Source organism: Paracoccus halophilus (assembly GCF_000763905.1).
GTDB lineage: Bacteria > Pseudomonadota > Alphaproteobacteria > Rhodobacterales > Rhodobacteraceae > Paracoccus > Paracoccus halophilus.
The window spans coordinates 61,410-79,706 of sequence record NZ_JRKN01000017.1; the positions used below are offsets into that span (position 1 = coordinate 61,410).

The 18,297-nt window shown below is 66.6% G+C and carries 20 protein-coding genes and 2 pseudogenes; 10 read left to right on the plus strand and 12 right to left on the minus strand.

Annotated features, from left to right (window positions below; translation table 11 throughout):
• Nucleotides 1–34: 34 nt before the first annotated feature.
• Nucleotides 35–946 carry an EamA family transporter RarD gene (gene rarD, locus IT41_RS12410; protein ID WP_036741861.1) on the minus strand — a complete coding sequence of 304 codons (912 nt, stop codon included), beginning with the start codon at nucleotides 944–946 and terminating at the stop codon, nucleotides 35–37.
• Nucleotides 947–1,132: 186 nt separating this feature from the next.
• Between rarD and IT41_RS12415 the strand changes: the two genes are divergently transcribed.
• A complete protein-coding gene (locus IT41_RS12415) occupies nucleotides 1,133–1,861 on the plus strand; it encodes a hypothetical protein (protein ID WP_139221697.1) in 729 nt (242 codons plus the stop codon).
• A 51-nt stretch (nucleotides 1,862–1,912) separates the two neighbouring features.
• Here the strand turns inward: IT41_RS12415 and IT41_RS12420 are convergent, their stop codons facing one another.
• The 8 genes from IT41_RS12420 to IT41_RS12455 all read right to left on the minus strand — a co-directional run bounded on the left by IT41_RS12420 (nucleotide 1,913) and on the right by IT41_RS12455 (nucleotide 9,025).
• Nucleotides 1,913–2,512 carry a superoxide dismutase gene (locus IT41_RS12420; protein ID WP_036741817.1) on the minus strand — a complete coding sequence of 200 codons (600 nt, stop codon included), beginning with the start codon at nucleotides 2,510–2,512 and terminating at the stop codon, nucleotides 1,913–1,915.
• 106 nt (nucleotides 2,513–2,618) lie between these two features.
• Nucleotides 2,619–3,056, minus strand: a complete 438-nt coding sequence (locus IT41_RS12425) for a hypothetical protein (RefSeq protein ID WP_036741819.1) — start codon at nucleotides 3,054–3,056, stop codon at nucleotides 2,619–2,621.
• A 64-nt stretch (nucleotides 3,057–3,120) separates the two neighbouring features.
• On the minus strand, nucleotides 3,121–3,639 hold the full coding sequence (locus IT41_RS12430; protein WP_036741822.1) for a sarcosine oxidase subunit gamma: 519 nt from the start codon (nucleotides 3,637–3,639) through the stop codon (nucleotides 3,121–3,123).
• Nucleotides 3,632–6,562 (minus strand): sarcosine oxidase subunit alpha family protein, encoded by a 2,931-nt coding sequence (locus IT41_RS12435; protein WP_036741824.1) that lies wholly within the window; start codon nucleotides 6,560–6,562, stop codon nucleotides 3,632–3,634. The genes IT41_RS12430 and IT41_RS12435 overlap by 8 nt, the downstream gene beginning before the upstream one ends.
• Entirely contained in the window at nucleotides 6,559–6,921 is a 363-nt protein-coding gene (locus IT41_RS12440) for a sarcosine oxidase subunit delta (protein WP_036741826.1), read from the minus strand. The genes IT41_RS12435 and IT41_RS12440 overlap by 4 nt, the downstream gene beginning before the upstream one ends.
• A 3-nt stretch (nucleotides 6,922–6,924) precedes the next feature.
• Nucleotides 6,925–7,257, minus strand: a complete 333-nt coding sequence (locus IT41_RS12445) for a TfoX/Sxy family protein (RefSeq protein WP_036741828.1) — start codon at nucleotides 7,255–7,257, stop codon at nucleotides 6,925–6,927.
• 96 nt (nucleotides 7,258–7,353) lie between these two features.
• Entirely contained in the window at nucleotides 7,354–7,590 is a 237-nt protein-coding gene (locus IT41_RS12450) for a hypothetical protein (protein WP_036741830.1), read from the minus strand.
• Nucleotides 7,591–7,750: 160 nt separating this feature from the next.
• Nucleotides 7,751–9,025: a sarcosine oxidase subunit beta family protein gene (locus tag IT41_RS12455; protein WP_036741832.1), complete on the minus strand. Its 1,275-nt coding sequence runs from the start codon at nucleotides 9,023–9,025 to the stop codon at nucleotides 7,751–7,753.
• A gap of 213 nt (nucleotides 9,026–9,238) precedes the next feature.
• Between IT41_RS12455 and ccmI the strand changes: the two genes are divergently transcribed.
• Nucleotides 9,239–10,471, plus strand: coding sequence for a c-type cytochrome biogenesis protein CcmI (ccmI, locus tag IT41_RS12460; protein ID WP_036741834.1), 1,233 nt, complete (start codon nucleotides 9,239–9,241; stop codon nucleotides 10,469–10,471).
• The gene (gene ruvX / locus IT41_RS12465; RefSeq protein ID WP_036741836.1) at nucleotides 10,468–10,935 is read left to right on the plus strand and encodes a Holliday junction resolvase RuvX; all 468 of its coding nucleotides are present in this window, start codon (nucleotides 10,468–10,470) and stop codon (nucleotides 10,933–10,935) included. The genes ccmI and ruvX overlap by 4 nt, the downstream gene beginning before the upstream one ends.
• A 75-nt stretch (nucleotides 10,936–11,010) precedes the next feature.
• Here the strand turns inward: ruvX and IT41_RS12470 are convergent, their stop codons facing one another.
• From IT41_RS12470 to IT41_RS12480, 3 genes are read right to left on the minus strand one after another with little or no spacing between them, the layout of a single operon-like run.
• Nucleotides 11,011–11,358: a hypothetical protein gene (locus IT41_RS12470; protein ID WP_036741839.1), complete on the minus strand. Its 348-nt coding sequence runs from the start codon at nucleotides 11,356–11,358 to the stop codon at nucleotides 11,011–11,013.
• Complete coding sequence (locus IT41_RS12475; RefSeq protein WP_036741841.1) at nucleotides 11,355–12,257, minus strand: DnaJ C-terminal domain-containing protein; 903 nt, start codon at nucleotides 12,255–12,257, stop codon at nucleotides 11,355–11,357. The genes IT41_RS12470 and IT41_RS12475 overlap by 4 nt, the downstream gene beginning before the upstream one ends.
• Nucleotides 12,247–13,470: an ROK family transcriptional regulator gene (locus tag IT41_RS12480; protein WP_052081497.1), complete on the minus strand. Its 1,224-nt coding sequence runs from the start codon at nucleotides 13,468–13,470 to the stop codon at nucleotides 12,247–12,249. The genes IT41_RS12475 and IT41_RS12480 overlap by 11 nt, the downstream gene beginning before the upstream one ends.
• A gap of 111 nt (nucleotides 13,471–13,581) precedes the next feature.
• Between IT41_RS12480 and IT41_RS12485 the strand changes: the two genes are divergently transcribed.
• From IT41_RS12485 to IT41_RS21620, 7 genes and pseudogenes are all read left to right on the plus strand, one after another.
• A complete protein-coding gene (locus IT41_RS12485) occupies nucleotides 13,582–14,601 on the plus strand; it encodes a sugar ABC transporter substrate-binding protein (RefSeq protein ID WP_036741867.1) in 1,020 nt (339 codons plus the stop codon).
• 134 nt (nucleotides 14,602–14,735) lie between these two features.
• Nucleotides 14,736–15,809 (plus strand): ABC transporter permease, encoded by a 1,074-nt coding sequence (locus IT41_RS12490; RefSeq protein WP_036741871.1) that lies wholly within the window; start codon nucleotides 14,736–14,738, stop codon nucleotides 15,807–15,809.
• Nucleotides 15,806–16,588 (plus strand): ATP-binding cassette domain-containing protein, encoded by a 783-nt coding sequence (locus IT41_RS12495; protein ID WP_197055993.1) that lies wholly within the window; start codon nucleotides 15,806–15,808, stop codon nucleotides 16,586–16,588. Before IT41_RS12490 ends, IT41_RS12495 begins: the two co-directional genes overlap by 4 nt.
• Nucleotides 16,589–16,933: 345 nt before the next feature.
• A complete protein-coding gene (locus IT41_RS20000) occupies nucleotides 16,934–17,110 on the plus strand; it encodes a hypothetical protein (RefSeq protein ID WP_197055994.1) in 177 nt (58 codons plus the stop codon).
• A gap of 10 nt (nucleotides 17,111–17,120) precedes the next feature.
• Nucleotides 17,121–17,240 (plus strand): annotated as a pseudogene (locus tag IT41_RS22185) (IS91 family transposase); the annotation flags it as partial.
• Nucleotides 17,241–17,299: 59 nt separating this feature from the next.
• Complete coding sequence (locus tag IT41_RS21885) at nucleotides 17,300–17,425, plus strand: hypothetical protein (protein ID WP_269429315.1); 126 nt, start codon at nucleotides 17,300–17,302, stop codon at nucleotides 17,423–17,425.
• Nucleotides 17,426–17,542: 117 nt separating this feature from the next.
• Nucleotides 17,543–18,297 (plus strand): annotated as a pseudogene (locus tag IT41_RS21620) (IS701 family transposase); the annotation flags it as partial.

The window sequence follows — 18,297 nt, forward strand, 5'->3', positions numbered from 1 at the left end:
CCCGCAAGTCTTTCGCGCTGTTCTATACGGGGTTTCACCCGTTTGCCAATGCCACCGCGCGCCGAGATTGCCGGATACCGGCCACGGAATAGATCGCCAGCGCGGTCCAGATCATCGCGAAGGCGATGACGTGCCAGCCGGTCACCCGCTCGCCGAACAGCGCCACGGCGCAGAGAAACTGCAAGGTCGGGTTCAGATAGAACATCAGGCCCAGCGTCGTCATCTCGACCCGGCGGGCGGAATAGGCGAACAGGACCAGCGGAATCGCCGTGATCACACCGGAAAACGCCAGCAGCAGGGAAACGCCCCAGCCGCTGCCGAAGGCCAGCGGCGCGCTCAGCCCCGCAGGCAGCGCGCCGCCCCCCTGCAAGGCCAGCCAGAGCAGCGCCAGCGGCGTCAGCAGCGCCACTTCGCCACCGACCGACATGGCCGGCCCCAGCGGCAGGGATTTCTTTATCACGCCATAAAACCCCATGCTGGCCGCCAGCGTAAGGCTGATCCATGGCGCGACGCCCAGCCCCCAGGTCAGCAGGGCCACGGCCAGCACCGCCAGCGCCACGGCCAGCGCCTGAAACCGGCCCAACCGCTCGCCATAGGCCAGCACGCCCAGCAGCACCGCCACCAGCGGATAGATGTAATAGCCCAGCGAGGTCTGCACGACATGGCCCGCCTGCACCGCCCAGATGAACAGCCCCCAATTGCCCGAGATGGTCAGCGCCGCCAGCGCGATCCGCCCGGCCCAGGGGCCCCGGATCGCGCGGGGCAGATCGCCCAGCCGGCCCTGGACGGCAAAAATCGCCAGAAACAGCAGCAAGGACCAGATCGTGCGATGCGCCAGTACCTCGATCACCGGGACATCGGCCAGCAGGCGGTAATATACCGGCGACAGGCCCCAGGTCACGCAACAGGCGATTATCGCCAGGAAACCCTTGCTTCGTTCGGTCATCCCGCCATCCTTTTCCAGCCTCTCAGCCATGCGATTGTTTCGCGCCAAGGGCAAGGGGTGCGCGGTTGCCCGCCTGCCGCGCCCGCACCCGGCAGGATCGGGATGGTCAAGCGCCGGGCGGCGGGGCAAACTGACCCCGCCGGGCCGCGAACCGGCCAGACCAGCGCAGGCAAACCGGGCATCTTCATGACGAACTGGCTGCAAACATTCCTGGGACGTCCGGTCTCAGACCCGGAATCCGAGCGAGAGCGGCAAAACCTCTGGATATCGCAGAAGCTTGCCGCCTGGCAGACCGCCTGGCACGATGCCTTCGACCGCGATCCGGGCGCCGATCCGCGCCCCGACCCGCTCCCGGCCGAGATCGACTCGGATTACCGGCTGATCTTTGGCCTCTCCGCCACCGGTACCGACACCCGCAAGGCCTGTTTCGCGCTGTTTCCCGGCGGTACCGAGATGCACCGTCGCCTTGATCACTACCTGACCGCGCCGGCGCCGATTCTCTCGGCGCGCGAGGCGCAGGACATGGTGGCGCGGATTGCCGACACGATCGACCGGACCAAGCCCAATGACCAGATCGACTGGTCGCGGGTCGAGGTGATCGCGCGCGAGGCGCCCGATGCCGATTACCGGCTCGCCATGACCACGGGCCTGTCCTATCTGTTCGAGCGCGACCTGCTGCTGCCCAGCCCCGAAAGGGAGCTACCCGCCATCGCGGCGCGGATCTTCCTGACCGAGCCGCTCTATGCCGCGGCGGGAAATTCCTGGGAGCTGTGCGACTGGGTGACCGGCGCCATGTTCGACCGCCATCAGGACAGGATTCACGAGCTGGCCTTTCGCCTGTGGCATGCCGGCTGGCGGCTGCGCCTGCCCGAAAACGGGGTGATCCTGGTGCGCGAGGCACGCGCCCGACCCTGAAACGAAAAGGCCCGCCGACATGGCGGGCCCTGAGCGGGAATGGCGCGGGGGTTACAGGCGCGAGGCCACGTTTTCCCAGTTCACCAGCTTGTCGAGAAAGTTCGACAGGTAAGCCGGGCGCTTGTTGCGGAAATCGATGTAATAGGAATGTTCCCACACATCGCAGCCCAGCAGCGCGGTCTGGCCAAAGCACAGCGGGTTCACGCCGTTTTCGGTCTTGGTGACCTTCAGGCTGCCATCGGTATCCTTGACCAGCCAGCACCAGCCCGAGCCGAACTGACCGGCGCCGGCGGCGGCGAAGTCTTCCTTGAACTTGTCAACCGAGCCAAAGGCTTCGGTCAGCGCCTTTTCCAGCTCACCGGGCATGGCACCGGGATTCGGCCCCATCATTTCCCAGAACTGGGTGTGGTTCCAGTGCTGGCTGGCATTGTTGAAGATACCGTTCTGGGCGACCGCGCCGGACTGGTAGGTGCCCTTGACGATCTCTTCCAGCGACTTGTTTTCCCACTCGGTACCGGCGATCAGCTTGTTGCCGTTATCGACATATGCCTTGTGGTGGATGTCGTGGTGAAATTCCAGCGTCTCCTGCGACATGCCGCCGGCTGCCAGGGCGTCATGCGCATAGGGAAGATTGGGAAGAGTGAAGGCCATGTGCGGTTTCCTTTCCAGCAATTACCGATAATGTTCTGGCATGGAACCAGGGCAGGGGAAAGCCCCGTCATCGGCTCAACACGGAGCCCCGCGGCGAAGTTCCGGGCTAACCGTCGGGCGAGCCGCAAACCCCGCTGCCGGTCATGATATTGTCGTAACCCTGGGCGACGACCTCCAGCCGGGCCGCGCCATCGGCCTTGTGCACGGTCAGCCGATAATCCAGCCGCTCGGCCCGCTGGCCCGCGGCATTGCGCACCCCCGCCAGCGCCCAGCCATAGCTGCGCGAATCGCGGCCGTCGGCGGTGACAAAGGCCTGGATCGGGCGGCCGACCAGGGTTTGCAGCACACCATCGAACACCTCGATCCGGCCGCTTTCCGGCCCCGAGGTCCGCCGGGTCAGCATCAGGAAATCCGGCACCCAGCCGGTGCCGCTTTCGTCGATCATCTGGCACATCAGCACCGCCGGCCGCTGCTCTTGCGCCATGACGCCCCGGGCGGGCGGCACAAGGATCAGGGCGCAGGCAAGGATCAGGGCAAGGCGCATGGGGTCCACCTTCTGCGTTCCGCCCCATCCAAGCGCCTTGGCCGCCGCGCCGCAAGCCCCGGTGTCAGCGCGGGTCCAGCTGCGAGCCCGGAAGCGCCGCGCCCTGCAGCAACCCGCGCAGGTAATCGGCGACCGAGCGGAAGCCGATCAGCACATAGCCGCCCGGCTCGCGCCAGATGCCGCAGGCGGCCTGCGCGGCACGGGTCCGGCGCAGCCCGTCCTGCGGCATCGAGGCCAGATCGGCAGGGCACAGCTTCATCAGCACATGCAGCGCCTTGTCGCCCTGAATGCGAAAGGCCGCGCGCATGTCGCTGACATCCAGAACCAGCGCGTGTTCGGTCGACAGCGCATCCTGCAGGGCCGCCAGCGCCTGCGCCGCCTCGGCCCGGGGCAGGACCAGCAGCAGCTCATCGGGCGACATCCAGCCCAGGATGCGGCTGCCATCCGTGGTCACCCGGCCCTGCCCCGGTAGCGCCAGCCCGGCCGCCTCGGCAATCGCATCGCCTGCGCGGCCCAGATCGGCACGGATCTGGATCATGCCCAGATCGTCGATTTGCGAAATCCTTGCCAGTGCCTCAGCCATTCGCCCGGCTCCCTTCCTTGTCGTAAAACACCGGATCGCAGATCCGCGCCTTATAGCTTTCCTGTCCCGCGACCGGGAATTCCAGCACCTCGCCCATGCGCTCGGGGCCGTGCCTGACCAGACCCATGGCAATGGGTTTGTCCAGGGTGGGCGAGATATAGGTCGAGGTCACGCGCCCCTGCACATTGCGCTGGCCATTGCCGTTGACGCCTTCGGCCACGGCATAGACGCCATCGGGCAGCATCCGGCCATCCAGGCTTTCCAGACCGACCAGTTTCCAGCGATCCGGGTCGGTCATATGGCTGCGCTGCTGCGCACGCTTGCCGATATAGTCCTCTTTCTTCTTGGAGATCGCCCAGCTCATGCCCAGATCCTGCGGGATCACCGTGCCATCGGTTTCGTCGCCGATCATGATGAAACCCTTTTCGGCGCGCATGATATGCATGGCCTCGGTGCCATAGGGGGTGATGTTCAGATCGGCCCCGGCCTCGTGCAGCTTTTCCCACAGCTCAAGGCCCCGGTTCGCGGGTACGGCGACCTCAAAGCTGAGCTCGCCCGAGAAGCTGATGCGATAGACCCGCGCCGGGATGCCGGCGATCTCGCCCTCGGCCCAGCCCATGAAGGGCAAAGCCTCGGCCGACAGGTCCATCCCGCCCAGACGCTCCAGAAGCACCCGCGCCTTGGGGCCGACCACGGCAATCTGGGCCCATTGCTCGGTGACATTGGCGGTATAGACCTGCCAGTCCCACCATTCGCATTGCAGCCAGTCCTCGAAATGGCCGTGCATGCGGTCGGCGCCGCCGGTGGTCGTGTGGACCAGCCAGGTGTCCTCCGACAGCCGCGCGGCCACGCCATCGTCGATCAGAAAGCCGTTTTCGTTGCAGATCAGCCCGTAACGGCATTTGCCGACCGGCAGGGTGGACATCATGCCGGTATACATCATGTCGAGGAATTTCCCCGCATCCGGCCCCTTGACCACGATCTTGCCCAGGGTCGAGGCATCCAGCGTTCCGACACTGGCCCGCACCGCGCGGATTTCGCGCGCCACCGCCTCGGCATGGCTTTCCGCGCCCTGCGGATAGCAATAGGGCCGCCGCCAATGGCCGACAGGTTCCCAATAGGCGCCCTTGGCCTGATGCCAGCCATGCATCGGGGTCTTGCGCAGGGGCTGGAACAGCTCGCCCCGCGCCTCGGCTGCGATGGTGCCGAGGGTCAGGGGTGTATAGGGCGGGCGGAAGGTCGTCGTGCCGGTCGCCGGGATCGGCTGGTTCAGCGCCCCGGACAGCACGGCCAGCCCGTTGATATTGCTGACCTTGCCCTGATCGGTCGCCATGCCCAGCGTGGTATAGCGCTTGGTATGTTCGACGCTGTGATAGCCCTCTTGCGCGGCCAGTTCGACATCCGAGACCTTCACATCGTTCTGGAAATCCAGGAACATCTTGAACTTCATCTTGCGGGTGGCATGGGTCGGCATGACCCAGACCGGCATGATCGCCGATTCCGCCGCCGCCCCCGTCGCATCCGCAACCAGCAGATCGCCCGAGGCCGCCCCCACGCAGGATGCCATGGCCTTGCCGTCCGCGCCGGTCGGCGGGCGGTTCGGGTCGGGGGCGAACATGCTCTGCGTATCGCTCCAGTTCAGCTTGCCGCCGCAATGGGACCACAGGTGCACGACCGGCGACCAGCCGCCGGACATGGCGACGCAATCGGCCTCAATGGTTTCGGTCACCTCGCCGCTGCCGGAATGGGCGCATAGCTTGACGGCCTCGACCGACTGGCCGCCCTTGATGCCGGCAATCGCGGCATCGGTCAGCACGCGGATGCCGCGCGCGCGCGCCGCCTCGGGCAGGGCACCGCCGGCGCTGCTGCGCGCATCGAGGATCACCGGCACCTCAAGCCCCGCATCCAGCGCCGCCAGCGCCGTGCGATAGGCGTCGTCGTTATTGGTGACCACGACAATGCGGCGCCCCGGCGCGACGCCATAGTCGCCAATGAAATCGCGCACGGCCGAGGCCAGCATGACGCCCGGCACATCGTTGCCCGCAAAGCTGAGCGGGCGTTCCAGCGCGCCCGAGGCGACAACGACATGGCCCGCGCGAATGCGCCACAACCGCTGGCGCGGGATGCCGGCATTGGGGTCGTGATCGGCCAGCGCCTCACGCGCCAGCAGATAGCCGTGATCGTAAAGCCCGGTCGCCATGGTGTTGCGGCGCAGGTTGACGTTCGGCATGGCGCGCAATTCGGCGATCAGCGCATCGACGCGCGCCTGCCCATCGGCGTGATCGGTCGGCGTGCGGCCACCGAAATGCGGGGTCTGTTCCAGCACCCAGACGGATTTTCCGGACTTCGCCGCATCCAGCGCCGCCGTCAGACCGGCGATGCCGCCGCCCACGACGACCAGATCGACATGCGCATAGGCCTGTTCGTATGTGTCGGGATCGGCCTCGGTCGGGGCCTTGCCCAGCCCGGCCGAGCGACGGATCACCGGCTCGAACACATGTTTCCAGAAGCCGCGCGGCCACATGAAGGTCTTGTAATAGAACCCCGCCGGGAAAAACCGGTAAAGCCAGCTGTTCACCGCGCCGACATCCGCCGTCAGGCTGGGCCAGCAGTTCTGGCTGGTCGTGGCCATGCCGCCGACCAGCGGCGTGGTGGTGGCGCGCTGGTTCGGCTCGAACCGGCCACCATGGCCCAGGCCCAGCAGCGCGTTGGGTTCCTCGGCGCCCGAGGCGATGGGGCCGCGCGGGCGATGATATTTGAAGCTGCGGCCCATCAGCATCTGGCCATTGGCCAGCAGCGCCGAGGCCAGCGTATCGCCGCGCAGCCCGCGCAACTGGCGGCCGTCAAAGCGGAAGGGCAACGGATAGGCGCGGTCGATCAGGCGGCCGCCGGAGGACAGGCGGAAAGGTCCGGTCTGGGTCATGCGTTCGGGCTTTCGGCAGGGGTGGTCGGGGTTTCGGTCCAGTCGGGCTGCCAGTCGGGGCGCGCGGCGCGGATGGCGGCGACGACCTCGGCCGGGGGATACGGGGTCTGCGCGCTATAGGTGGCAAAGACCTGCAGCGTGGCGGTGCAGCGCGCCGCCAGGAACCACTTGCCGCAGCCATAGGCATGGCGCCAGCGCTCGAAATGGACGCCCCTAGGGTTCTTGCGGGCGAACAGATAGCCCTCGAATTCCGCATCCGAGGAGCCGGGGCCAAAGCGCTTCAGATGCGCCTCGCCGCCGGCATGAAGCTCGGTTTCCTCGGCGGCCACGCCGCAGCAGGGACAGGTCAGGGTCAGCATGGTTCACTCCTTCGGCGGCAGGGCGGCCACGCATTCCAGCGCCCAGCCGGTCAGGCGGGCGCGCGTGGCGTCATCGGAAAGCTGGGGGTCCGGCAGCCAGACATAGCCGGGCTTTTCGCGCCCGCCATGGATCATGGGGGCGGCGCCGGGCAGGGCCAGCGCATCATGGTAACGGGGCTTGCCCACGCGATACATGGCGCCCCCCTGACGGGCGGCGCAGATCATGTTGCCATGGGACAGAAAGCACAGGCCGCCGAACATCGGCTTTTCCGACAGGGCGGGCACATCGCCCAGATCGTCGCGTATCGCCTGTTCAAGACCGGGGTCGCGCACCATCAGAGCGCCCCCGCCAAACCAGAGGAAGCCGAGGGGCGCATGCCCCCCGGTTCCACTGCAGAAGAGTTCCCGGCGGCTGCCGGAAAAGGACCTGCCTCAGTTCGAGGCCGGAGCGGCCGGTTCCGCGGGCTCGACGCTGACGGCGCCATCCATTGCGTCGGCGGCAGGATCGGCGGCAGGGTCGGCCGGCATCGTTTCGGTCGGCATGGCCGCGCCGGTTTCTGCGGGTTCGTCGGGCGCGGTGCCCGAGGACATGAACCAGTAGATGACGGCCAGCACGACGACGACCGCGCCGATGATGAGCCACAGGTTGCTCTTGTTCTGTTCGGCCATGAAGAAAGCTCCTTGGTCATGGTGGTGACGTTTCCCCACAATGCACGGGCGCGCAAAGAGTTTCCCATGGGCCGCGGTAATGTTTTCGCGACAGCCCGAACTTGGGCGGAATCCGGCCCAAACCGCCGCCCGTCAAGCAATTTCCCGCCCGCATGCGCCATCAATGCGCCACCCCCGCGGCGACGCTTTCGTCGATAAAGCGGCCCTCGGCAAAGCGGTTCAGGCCGAATTCGGCGGCCAGCGGCCCCGGCTGCCCCTTGGCGATCAGCTCGGCCATCGCCCAGCCCGAGCCGGGGATCGCCTTGAACCCGCCGGTGCCCCAGCCGCAATTGACGAAGATATTGCCGACCGGCGTCGCCGACAGGATGGGCGAGCGGTCGCCGGTCATGTCCACGATCCCGCCCCATTGCCGCAGCATCTTGAGCCGCGACAGCATCGGGAAGGTCTCGACCAGGGCGCGCACGGTTTCCTCGACATGGTGCCATGAGCCGCGCTGCGTGTAATTGTTGAACCCGTCGGTGCCGCCGCCGATCACCATCTCGCCCTTGTCGGATTGCGACAGATAGCCGTGGACGGTGTTGGCCATGATGACCAGATCGCAGCAGGGCTTGATCGGTTCCGAGACCAGCGCCTGCAGCGCCAGCGATTCGATAGGCAGGCGAAAGCCCGCCATCTCGGCCAGGACGGAGCTGTGCCCGGCCACGACCAGCGCCAGCTTGTCGCATTCGATCCTGCCCCGGGCGGTATTGACCGCCGCGACCTGCCCGTTCGCGGTCTCGATCCCGGTGACTTCGCAATTCTGGATGATATGCATGCCCATGGCACTGCACGCCCGCGCATAGCCCCAGGCCACGGCGTCGTGGCGCGCGGTGCCGCCGCGTTCCTGATAAAGCCCGCCCAGAACCGGATAGCGCGGCCCCTCGATATTGATGATCGGCAGCATGTCCTTGATGCGCTTGGGGCTGATCCATTCGGTCGCGACGCCCTGCAACTGGTTGGCATAAGCCGTCCGCTTGTAGCCGCGCACCTCATGCTCGGTCTGGGCCAGCATCAGCAGGCCGCGCGGGCTGAACATGATGTTGTAGTTCAGGTCCTGCGACAGGTTCTCGTAAAGCTGCAGCGCCTTGTTATAGATCGCCGCCGAAGGGTCCTGCAGGTAGTTGCTGCGGATGATCGTGGTGTTGCGCCCGGTATTGCCGCCGCCCAGCCAGCCCTTTTCGATCACCGCGATATCGGTGATGCCGAAATTCCGGCCCAGGTAATAGGCCGTGGCCAGCCCGTGCCCGCCAGCGCCGACAATGACGATCTGGTATTTCTTCCTTGGCTCGGGGCTGGCCCAGGCGCGTTTCCATCCGGTATGCAGCCGCATCGCCTCGCGCGCGATGGCGAATACCGAATAACGGCCGGTGAACGTGCTGGGCTTGGGGGCGGGCATGGCGGGACCTCCTGCGACTCGACCCGGCCAGAGTGAAACGGACAGGCTTTTCGGGCAAGCCGGCTTGCGACGCGGTTATTGACGAATTGCGTCAGGCGGGGGCGCATATCTCCCGTGCGGGTGGTGCGGCGGGCAGGCCATTTGTCGCAGGGCTGTGACTTTTTATATGCCGCCGAAAGCGATAGACAGCTACGGACGCAACCGGGGGAAAAGATGTTCTGGATCATCAGCGCGGCATTGGTGGCCATCGTCGCCATCGCCATCGCGGCGCCGCTGCTGCGGCAGCGCGACGCGACCGCCGAACCCACCGCCGCCTATGACCTGCGGGTCTATCGCGACCAGATGCGCGAGATCGAGCGTGATCTTGAACGCGGCCTGATCGGTCAGGCCGATGCCGAGCGCCTGCGGGTCGAGATCGGCCGCAAGGTGCTGGCCGCGGATCGTGCGTTGCAGCGCGAAACGGCCGCGCGCCGCACGCCGGGCGGGATGGTCGCGGTGGTCGTGCTGGCGGTTCTGGTCGGCGGCGCGCTGTTGCTTTACCGCGAGATCGGCGCGCCGGGGCGTCCCGACGCGCCCATCGTCCAGCGCATTGCCGATGCGCGCGCCTTTTACGACCAGCGACCCAGCCAGGCCGAGGCCGAAAAGAACGCGCCCCGCCCCGAGGCGCCCGAGCTGGACCCCGCCTATGCGGAGCTGATCGAAAGGCTGCGCGAGGCGGTTGCCGCTAATCCCGACGACCCGCGCGGGCTGGAACTGCTGGCCGAGCACGAATCGAGGCTGGGCAATGCCGCCGCCGCCAAAGAGGCGCAGGCCCGGCTGGTCGCACTGCGCGGCGACAAGGCCGGCGCCGCGGACTGGGCGCGTCTGGCCGCGCTGACCATCGAGGCGGCCGGCGGTCTGATCACCGCCGAGGGCGAAAACGCCATCGCCCGCGCGCTTCGCACCGATCCGGCCTATCCGCAGGCCCGCTTCATGGCCGGGCTCTTGCAGGTGCAAAGCGGCCGGCCCGACCTTGCCTTTCCGATCTGGGCGCAGCTTCTGGCCGAAAGCCCCGAGGACGCGCCCTGGACCGCGCCGATCCGCGCCTCGATCGGCGATCTGGCCTGGTTTGCCGGCCAGCCCGATTATGTCCCGCCGGCGCTGTCATCCGCCCCGCAGACTCCGGCCATGCCCGGCCCCGATGCCGAGGCGGTGGCAGCGGCCGAGGAGATGACCCCGGACGAGCGCCAGCAGATGATCGAGGGCATGGTCAAGGGCCTTGAAACCCGCCTGACCAGCCAGGGCGGCACGGCGCAGGAATGGGCGAGGCTGATCGGCGCCCTGCCGGTGATCGGGCAGACCGACCATGCCCGCATGATCCTGGCCGAGGCGCGCAGCCGCTTTGCGCAGGACGCGCCCGCGCTTGAGATCATCGCCGCCGCCGCGCAGCAGGCGGGGCTGGAATGATCTGCGCCAGCATCGAGGCACTGGCCGCCGCCCTGCCCCGCACCGGCGCCATCGCCGGGCTGGATCTGGGCACCAAGACGCTGGGGGTCGCGGTCAGCGACGGGCTGCGCGGCGTCGCCTCGCCGCTGGTCACGATCCGGCGCAGCAAGTTCACGGCGGATGCGCAGGCATTGCTCGGGATCGTGCAGGAGCGGGCGCTGGTCGGGCTGGTGCTGGGGCTGCCGCTCAATATGGACGGCTCGGAGGGGCCGCGCGCCCAGTCGACCCGCGCCTTTGCCCGCAATCTGGAACGGCTGACCGATCTGCCGATCGGTTTCTGGGACGAGCGCCTGTCCACCGTCGCCGCCGAGCGCGCCCTGCTTGAGGGCGATACCTCGCGCAAGCGCCGGGCCGAGGTGATCGATCAGGTCGCGGCGGGCTATATCCTGCAAGGCGCGCTGGACCGGCTGCGCTTCATCGGCTGACCTGCCGCAGCGCCGGCAGGCCGATGCCGCGATGACGGGCGCGCGGGGACAGGGCGCCGCGCCGGGATCCAGCCGCTAGCGCACCACCACGCGGACCTCGCGGATCGCGGCTTTCAGCCGCGAGCGGGTCTCGACGGGTTCGCGCGCCACGGCGTCCAGAATCGCGCGCATGTCGCCGCGCAGCCCGTGCAACTGATCGACCAGCGACATGACCAGGCCAAGCGCCTCTTCGTCCAGATCATAGCCCTGCGCCAGATCGACCAGCAGGTTCAGCCGCGCAATGTCCAGTTCGCGAAACAGCGGGCCGGATTCGGACTGCACCGGCACCACGACGCCGGCGCGGATATAGCGCCCGAGCTGCCCGTCATCCAGATCCTCGACCGAGGCGAGCACCTCGGTCAGGGTGTAATGGCGCTGTGTCATTTCCCCCTCCTTGGATCATAGGCGTGATCACGGCGCCAGTTTTCCATGAACCGCGCCAGTTCGTCATCGACATGCGGCGGCATGACGATTTTCAGCACCACATGCTGATCGCCCCGGTGCCCGCCCGCGCCGCGAATGCCGCGCCCCTTCAGCCGCAGCTTCTGGCCGGAACTGGCGCCGCGCGGAACGGTCAGCATCACCGGGCCGTCGATGGTCGGCGCTTCGACCCTGCCGCCCAGCACCGCCTCGTCGATGGTGATGGGCAGGGTGATCTCCAGATCGTCGCCATCGCGGCGCCAATCGGGATCGTCGGCGACGACCAGCGTCAGCAGCGCGTCGCCCGGCCCGCCATCGCCATAGCCGGCGCCGCCCTTGCCGCGCAGCCGGATCACCTGGCCGTCATGCGCGCCCTCGGGGATCTTGACGCTCAGCTCGCTGCCATCGGGCATGGTGATCCGGGTCGAGCCGCCCCGCGCGGCGGTCATGAAATCGATCTCCAGCGTGAAGCGCTGATCGGGGCCGCGCATGTCAAAGCCGCGCGCGCCGCGCCGCCCGCCCGCGTGGCGACCGAACAGGTCCGAGAACACCCCCGACAGATCGTCAAAGCCCTGCTCCTGACGATAGGGATTGTCGCCCGCCTCGGCATATTCGCGGTAGTAATGGCGCTGCGGGCGCTCCTGCCCCGAGGCGTCGATCTCGCCCCGGTCATAGCGGGCGCGCTGCTCGGGATCCTTGAGCAGGTCATAGGCGGCCGAGGCGGCCTTGAAACGCTCATGCGCGGCCGGGTCCGGGGTCAGGTCCGGGTGGTCGGTCTTGGCGATCCGGCGATAGGCCTTCTTGATATCGCTCTGGCTGGCATCCCGCGCCAGCCCCAAAGCCTTGTATGGATCATCGGCCATGGCCGGTCTTCCTTTCAGCTTGCCCACGGGAACGCGGGGGCGTCTCGCGGGTTTCGTTCCCGTTCCGGCCAGGCCGGGGGGCAGAGAATGCGCCGCCGGGCAAGAACCCTTCGTCCAGCGGCAGGGCGGCGGCCCCCAGGGCCCGGGCGCGGCGGCCCAGCGTGCCGGCGCGCAATTCCGGCAGGGTGATCCCGTGATGGCGCGCCGCCGCCATCCGTTCCGCCGTGGCCGCGACCAGGGCATCGCGCAACGCATCGGGCATGGCGCCGTCGATCACCACCAGAGGCAGGTCCAGAACCGCCACCGCACCCAACGCCGCATGGGACAGCACGGCCGCGGATTTGTCCAGCCATTCCCGCCGCAAAGCGGCCGGAAGCTGCCATTGCCTGTCCTCCAGCGGCAGCGGCAGCGGCCGGCCCAGCATCGCCTCAAGCACCGAGACCGAGGCCACATCCAGCACCTGCTGCCCGCCCGGCACCGGATAGGAGCCCATCGCCCCGGCATTGCGACTGGGACCAAGGCGCAGCCGGCCGTCCAGAACCACCCCGCCGCCGGCGAAATGCGCGATATAGAAATACAGGAAATCCGCCGGCAGGCCGCCGGCGCCGAACATCATTTCCGCGCCGCAGGCGCAGGAGGCATCGTTCTCCAGCCAGACCGGCAGTCCCAGGGCCTGTTCAAGCCCGGCCCGCAGGTCGCGGCCCCGCCATGGCGCCATTTCATGCCCCCAGTCCCACAGATAGAAGGGAATCGCGATCCCCATGCCGGACAGCCGCGCCCGCAGCGAATCGGTCAGTTCGCCAAGAATCGCGGCCACGCCTTGAACGGCGAATTCATGGATCCGGTCGGGCTGGGGAAAATCATAGGGCAGCGTGCGCATCTGCCTGATCCCGCCCAGAAAATCGACCAGCACCAGTTCCGCCACGCGGCGCCCGACCTTGAGGCCCAGAAACAGCGCCCCCTCGGGCTTCAGCGCCAGCGGCAAAAGCGGCTGGCCGACCTTGCCGCGCCTGCGCTCTCCCTCCGCGTCCAGCAGTCCGGCGGCGATCAGTTCGCGGGTGATGTTGCTGACCGCCTGCGCCGACAGGCCGGTGGCCTGCGCCAGCGCGGCGCGCGGCATCGGCCCGTTGCGGCGAATCAGCCACATGATCAGGCGTTCGTTCTGGCTGCGAGCGCCCTGCGGCGTCCAGGCGGGGGGGGTGATTCCGGGCATGTACGATCCTCCGCCACCATTAATCAACTAAATTGATTTATTGACAAGCCCGCAATTCTTGTGCAGTTTTTTTGTAGGAGGAGGCGGGATACCGCCCGAATGGAGGACAACATGACCAAGACCAATCTGCTGCGCCTGACGCTGGCCGGAACCGCCCTGACCCTTGCCGCGGGCGCCGCGCAAGCCGAAAGCGCCTGCCTGATCACCAAGACCGACACCAACCCGTTCTTCGTCAAGATGAAGCAAGGCGCCGAGGCCAAGGCCGCGGAACTGGGGATCGAACTGAAATCCTATGCCGGGCGGATCGACGGCGACCATGAAAGCCAGGTCTCGGCGATCGAGGCCTGCATCGCGGATGGCGCCAAGGGCATCATGATCACCGCCTCGGACACCGCCGCCATCGTCGATTCGGTCGCCGCCGCGCGCGATGCCGGGCTGCTGGTGATCGCGCTCGACACGCCCCTGGATCCCATCGACGCGGCGGACGCCACCTTCGCCACCGACAATTTCCGCGCCGGTGAACTGATCGGGCAATGGGCCCGGGCGACGCTGGGCGACGAGGCCGAGAATGCGCGAATCGCGATGCTGGATCTGGCGATTTCCCAGCCCTCGGTCGGGGTGCTGCGCGATCAGGGTTTCCTGCAGGGTTTCGGCATCGACATCGCCGATCCGGCGAAATGGGGTGATGAGACCGACCCGCGCATCATCGGCCACGACGTCACCTCGGGCAATGAGGAAGGCGGGCTGAAGGCGATGGAATCGCTGCTGGCCAAGGATCCCGAGATCAATCTGGTCTATACGATCAACGAACCCGCCGCTGCCGGCGCCTATGAGGCGCTGAAGGCCGTGGGGCGTGAAAACGATGTGCTGATCGTCTCCATCGACGGCGGCTGCCCGGGCGTGGCCAATGTCAAGGATGGCGTGATCGGCGCCACCTCGCAGCAATACCCGCTGGACATGGCCGCGCTTGGCGTCGAGGCGATCGCCGCATTCGCCAAGGACGGCACCAAGCCGACCATGACCGAGGGCAAGGATTTCGTCGATACCGGTGTGGCGCTGGTCACGGACAAGCCGGCCGAGGGGCTGGAATCGATCGATTCCGCCAAGGGAACGGAACTGTGCTGGGGCTGAGCCGCGACTGACAGCATCGCGCGGCCGGAGCGGTGTCCGGCGGATCGGGGGGGCTAAGCCATCCTCGTCCCCGCCGCGACCCGTTCCGCGCCAGCCTCGTGCGGGACGCGCGCAATTTGGGCGAAAGGATTTTCATGTCATCAGAGACCAGAACGGACGGCAATTTCGAGGCGGGCCTGAGCGGCGCCTCGCAGAAAGTAGCCGTATTCGAGGAAAGGAAAGGCGGCCTGAAGCGCCTGCAGGAATGGCTGCACATGACGCCTTCGGCGGTGCCGATGATCGTGCTGCTGGTGGCGGTTGCCGTCTTTGGCCTGCTGTCGCCGAATTTCTTCAAGGCGATCACCATTTCCACCATCCTGCAGCAGATCGCCATCGTCGGCATCCTGGGCTGTGCGCAATCGCTGGTCATCCTGACGGCGGGGATCGACCTGTCGGTCGGCGCGATCGCGGTGTTCTCCTCGGTGCTGATGGGGCAGATCACCTTTCGATACGGGGTGCCGGCGCCGGCCTCGATCCTGCTGGGGCTTGGACTGGGCACGTTGATGGGCGCGGCCAACGGCTGGCTGGTCGCGCGGGTCAAGCTGCCGCCCTTTATCGTCACGCTGGGCACCTGGCAGATCATCCTGGCGGCGAATTACATCTTTTCCGCCAATGAAACCATCCGCTCATCCGCCATTGCCGAGAATGCCCCGGCGCTGCAGTTCTGGGGCAATTCCATCGAGCCGGGCGGCGTCAAGGTGCTTTACGCGGTGTTCCTGCTGATCGCACTGGTCGCCATTCTTGCCTATGTGCTGCGCCATACGGCCTGGGGGCGGCATGTCTATGCGGTCGGCGACGACCCGGACGCGGCGGAACTGGCCGGCGTGCGGACCGGCCGTGTTCTGATACAGGTCTATGCCCTGGCGGGCCTGTTCTGCGCCGTCGCCGGCTGGGTGATGATCGGGCGCTTCGGCTCGGTCTCGCCCTCGGCCTCGACCGGGCAGATGGGCAATATCCAGGCCATCACCGCGGTGGTGATCGGGGGCATATCGCTGTTCGGCGGCCGCGGCAGCATCGTCGGCATGTTCTTTGGCGCAATGATCGTCGGCGTGTTCGAGATGGGGTTGAAGATGGTCGGCACCGACCCGCAATGGACATTCTTCCTGATCGGGCTGCTGATCATCCTGGCCGTGGCGGTGGATCAATGGATCAGAAAGGCATCGGCATGACACAGGAACCGATTCTGAAAGCGCGCGGGCTGGTCAAGCGCTATGGCAAGGTGACGGCGCTGGACAGGTGCGATTTCGACCTGATGCCGGGCGAGATCCTGGCGGTGATCGGCGATAATGGCGCCGGCAAGTCCTCGCTGATCAAGGCCCTGTCGGGCGCCGTGCAGCCCGATGCCGGCGAGATCACGCTGGAGGGCAGGCGGGCGCAGTTCGCCAGCCCGCTGGACGCGCGCGCCCAGGGCATCGAATGCGTCTATCAGACGCTGGCCATGTCCCCTGCCCTGTCGATCGCGGACAACATGTTCATGGGCCGCGAATTGCGCAAGCCCGGCATCATGGGCAGGTGGTTTCGCCAGCTCGACCGTCCGGCGATGGAGCAGTTCGCCCGCGACAAGCTGTCCGAGCTGGGCCTGATGACGATCCAGAACATCAATCAGGCGGTCGAGACTCTTTCCGGCGGCCAGCGCCAGGGCGTGGCCGTGGCGCGGGCCGCGGCATTCGGCTCGAAGGTGGTGATCCTCGACGAGCCGACGGCGGCGCTTGGCGTCAAGGAAAGCCGCCGCGTGCTGGAACTGATCAAGGATGTCCGCGCGCGCGGCATTCCGATCATCCTGATCAGCCACAACATGCCGCATGTCTTCGAGGTGGCCGACCGTATCCATATCCACCGGTTGGGTCGCAGGCTTTGCGTCATCAGGCCCGATGAATATTCGATGTCGGATGCGGTGGCCTTCATGACCGGGGCCAAGCTGCCCGATGGAGTCGAGGAGGCGGCATGAAGGCAGCTGGGGGCTCTGCCCCCGGTGACGGGTTTCAGGGGGTTTGATACCAAACGCCAGAAAATAGCTGTTTCGGCGTCAAATCTGAAAATCAGGTGACGAAAAATCAATTGGTTACACGGAAGGTCATGGGGTGATTTACCACAACCCATGCCTTCCTGTCGGGTTTTCAGGATCCCTCGCCAGCCGTCTGCGCCGAGGCATCGGCCTTAGATCGTGTCGTCACTGACTTGATTGAGGAGTGAACGAACCCGCTGACGCGGAAGGGGCGCAGCCATTGGCGGAAATGGCCTCCTGATGGGAAGGTTTGGTTACTGAGACCAACCTTTATCAGGAGACCATCCCATGGCTGATGCCACATCAGCGGTAAGCCCGCTGCGCCGCCGTATGACCCAGGACATGACGCTTCGCAGCCTGCCGCCGGCCAGACAACGATCCTGTCTTCATGCCGCTGCCAAGTTCAGCCGGTATTTCGACTGTTCCCCGGATCATCTCGGGCTGGAGGTGGTGCCTCCCGGCTGAGGGGCGCACCATGCACCCCGCCTTGGAGGTGGCGGATATCGTCCATCGCCATAGAGAGGCGTGGCGGCAGGCCAATGACGGTCATCTGGGCCGTGTCGAGCGCCGGCTGATGAGCGCGTCCAAGGCGTGCACGGCACCGCAAAGACACTCCACGGACGGGCCAGAGCCATCCGCAGAGGGCTCGAAAACATGCAGATCCATGCCCTCCTGACCGCCATCGCCACGAAACTCAAGACGTTGGCGGCGGCAATGATGGTCTTCTTCCTTTCCATCGTCGGAAGCCGTTTGCCAGGACCAACCCCGGAACCGGTCTGAAACGGATTTTTCAACAGCCCCCGGGGCTGTGTTCCGGGCAAACGGCCGGGTCGAGCGAATGAGCTGGACGATCAAGAAGGCCACCGTCAAACGCTATCACTATGACATGAGGAAGCGTTGATCCAAGTCATCGGGCATGCGGATCGCGCGGAGCCTCTTGGGGATTATTGCACAGGTCTGATGATGCCTGTGGCGCGCAAAAGCGTGGCGCCATTGGCGGCGGCGACGGCACCGGCACGTGTTTCTGCCAGGCACCAGCCACTCTTGCATTTCGTGGGGCAAGCGCCTTGGTCTGACGAAGCATTGATGGGGCGGGTTCGCGATTGGGTCTTGCCGCAGATGGTCGAGCGCGGCGGGCCGATCACCGCCGGGATCGTTGACGACACGGGCTTTCCCTAGAAAGGCAAACATTCTGTTGGTGTTGCCCATCAATATTGCGGGCAGCTTGGCAGGCAGGACAGTTGCCAGGTGGCAGTCAGTCTTTCCATCGCGACCGAGCTTGCCGGTTGCCTGGCAGCTTTACCTTCCAGAGCTCTGGCTGGATGATCCCGCCCCTCGCCAAAAGGCGAAGATACCGAAGGAGATCGTTTTCCAGACGAAGCCGCAGATCGCGATGGATCAGATCCGGGCGGCGCTCGCGGCACAGAGGGTGTCGTCCTTGCCGATGCCGGTTACGGTGCAGATGGCGAGTTCCGCCGAGGGCTGACTGATCTGGGGCTGGTTTATCCGGTCGGCGTCCAGCCGGCCATCAGTGTCTGGCGCCCGGGCGAAGGGCCACTGCCCCCCAAAAGGTGGAGCGGCAAAGGGCGGCCGCCCAAGCCGGTGCAACGAAGCAAAGATCACAAACCACCTTCCGCCAGGGCGCTTGCAGA

Excerpts from the sequence above, each read along its gene's own strand:
- rarD (WP_036741861.1), bottom strand. The coding sequence starts at position 946 with ATGACCGAACGAAGCAAGGGTTTCCTGGCGATAATCGCCTGTTGCGTG.
- IT41_RS12415 (WP_139221697.1), top strand. The coding sequence starts at position 1,133 with ATGACGAACTGGCTGCAAACATTCCTGGGACGTCCGGTCTCAGACCCG.
- IT41_RS12420 (WP_036741817.1), bottom strand. The coding sequence starts at position 2,512 with ATGGCCTTCACTCTTCCCAATCTTCCCTATGCGCATGACGCCCTGGCA.
- IT41_RS12425 (WP_036741819.1), bottom strand. The coding sequence starts at position 3,056 with ATGCGCCTTGCCCTGATCCTTGCCTGCGCCCTGATCCTTGTGCCGCCC.
- IT41_RS12430 (WP_036741822.1), bottom strand. The coding sequence starts at position 3,639 with ATGGCTGAGGCACTGGCAAGGATTTCGCAAATCGACGATCTGGGCATG.
- IT41_RS12435 (WP_036741824.1), bottom strand. The coding sequence starts at position 6,562 with ATGACCCAGACCGGACCTTTCCGCCTGTCCTCCGGCGGCCGCCTGATC.
- IT41_RS12440 (WP_036741826.1), bottom strand. The coding sequence starts at position 6,921 with ATGCTGACCCTGACCTGTCCCTGCTGCGGCGTGGCCGCCGAGGAAACC.
- IT41_RS12445 (WP_036741828.1), bottom strand. The coding sequence starts at position 7,257 with ATGGTGCGCGACCCCGGTCTTGAACAGGCGATACGCGACGATCTGGGC.
- IT41_RS12450 (WP_036741830.1), bottom strand. The coding sequence starts at position 7,590 with ATGGCCGAACAGAACAAGAGCAACCTGTGGCTCATCATCGGCGCGGTC.
- IT41_RS12455 (WP_036741832.1), bottom strand. The coding sequence starts at position 9,025 with ATGCCCGCCCCCAAGCCCAGCACGTTCACCGGCCGTTATTCGGTATTC.
- ccmI (WP_036741834.1), top strand. The coding sequence starts at position 9,239 with ATGTTCTGGATCATCAGCGCGGCATTGGTGGCCATCGTCGCCATCGCC.
- ruvX (WP_036741836.1), top strand. The coding sequence starts at position 10,468 with ATGATCTGCGCCAGCATCGAGGCACTGGCCGCCGCCCTGCCCCGCACC.
- IT41_RS12470 (WP_036741839.1), bottom strand. The coding sequence starts at position 11,358 with ATGACACAGCGCCATTACACCCTGACCGAGGTGCTCGCCTCGGTCGAG.
- IT41_RS12475 (WP_036741841.1), bottom strand. The coding sequence starts at position 12,257 with ATGGCCGATGATCCATACAAGGCTTTGGGGCTGGCGCGGGATGCCAGC.
- IT41_RS12480 (WP_052081497.1), bottom strand. The coding sequence starts at position 13,470 with ATGCCCGGAATCACCCCCCCCGCCTGGACGCCGCAGGGCGCTCGCAGC.
- IT41_RS12485 (WP_036741867.1), top strand. The coding sequence starts at position 13,582 with ATGACCAAGACCAATCTGCTGCGCCTGACGCTGGCCGGAACCGCCCTG.
- IT41_RS12490 (WP_036741871.1), top strand. The coding sequence starts at position 14,736 with ATGTCATCAGAGACCAGAACGGACGGCAATTTCGAGGCGGGCCTGAGC.
- IT41_RS12495 (WP_197055993.1), top strand. The coding sequence starts at position 15,806 with ATGACACAGGAACCGATTCTGAAAGCGCGCGGGCTGGTCAAGCGCTAT.
- IT41_RS20000 (WP_197055994.1), top strand. The coding sequence starts at position 16,934 with ATGGCTGATGCCACATCAGCGGTAAGCCCGCTGCGCCGCCGTATGACC.
- IT41_RS21885 (WP_269429315.1), top strand. The coding sequence starts at position 17,300 with ATGCAGATCCATGCCCTCCTGACCGCCATCGCCACGAAACTCAAGACG.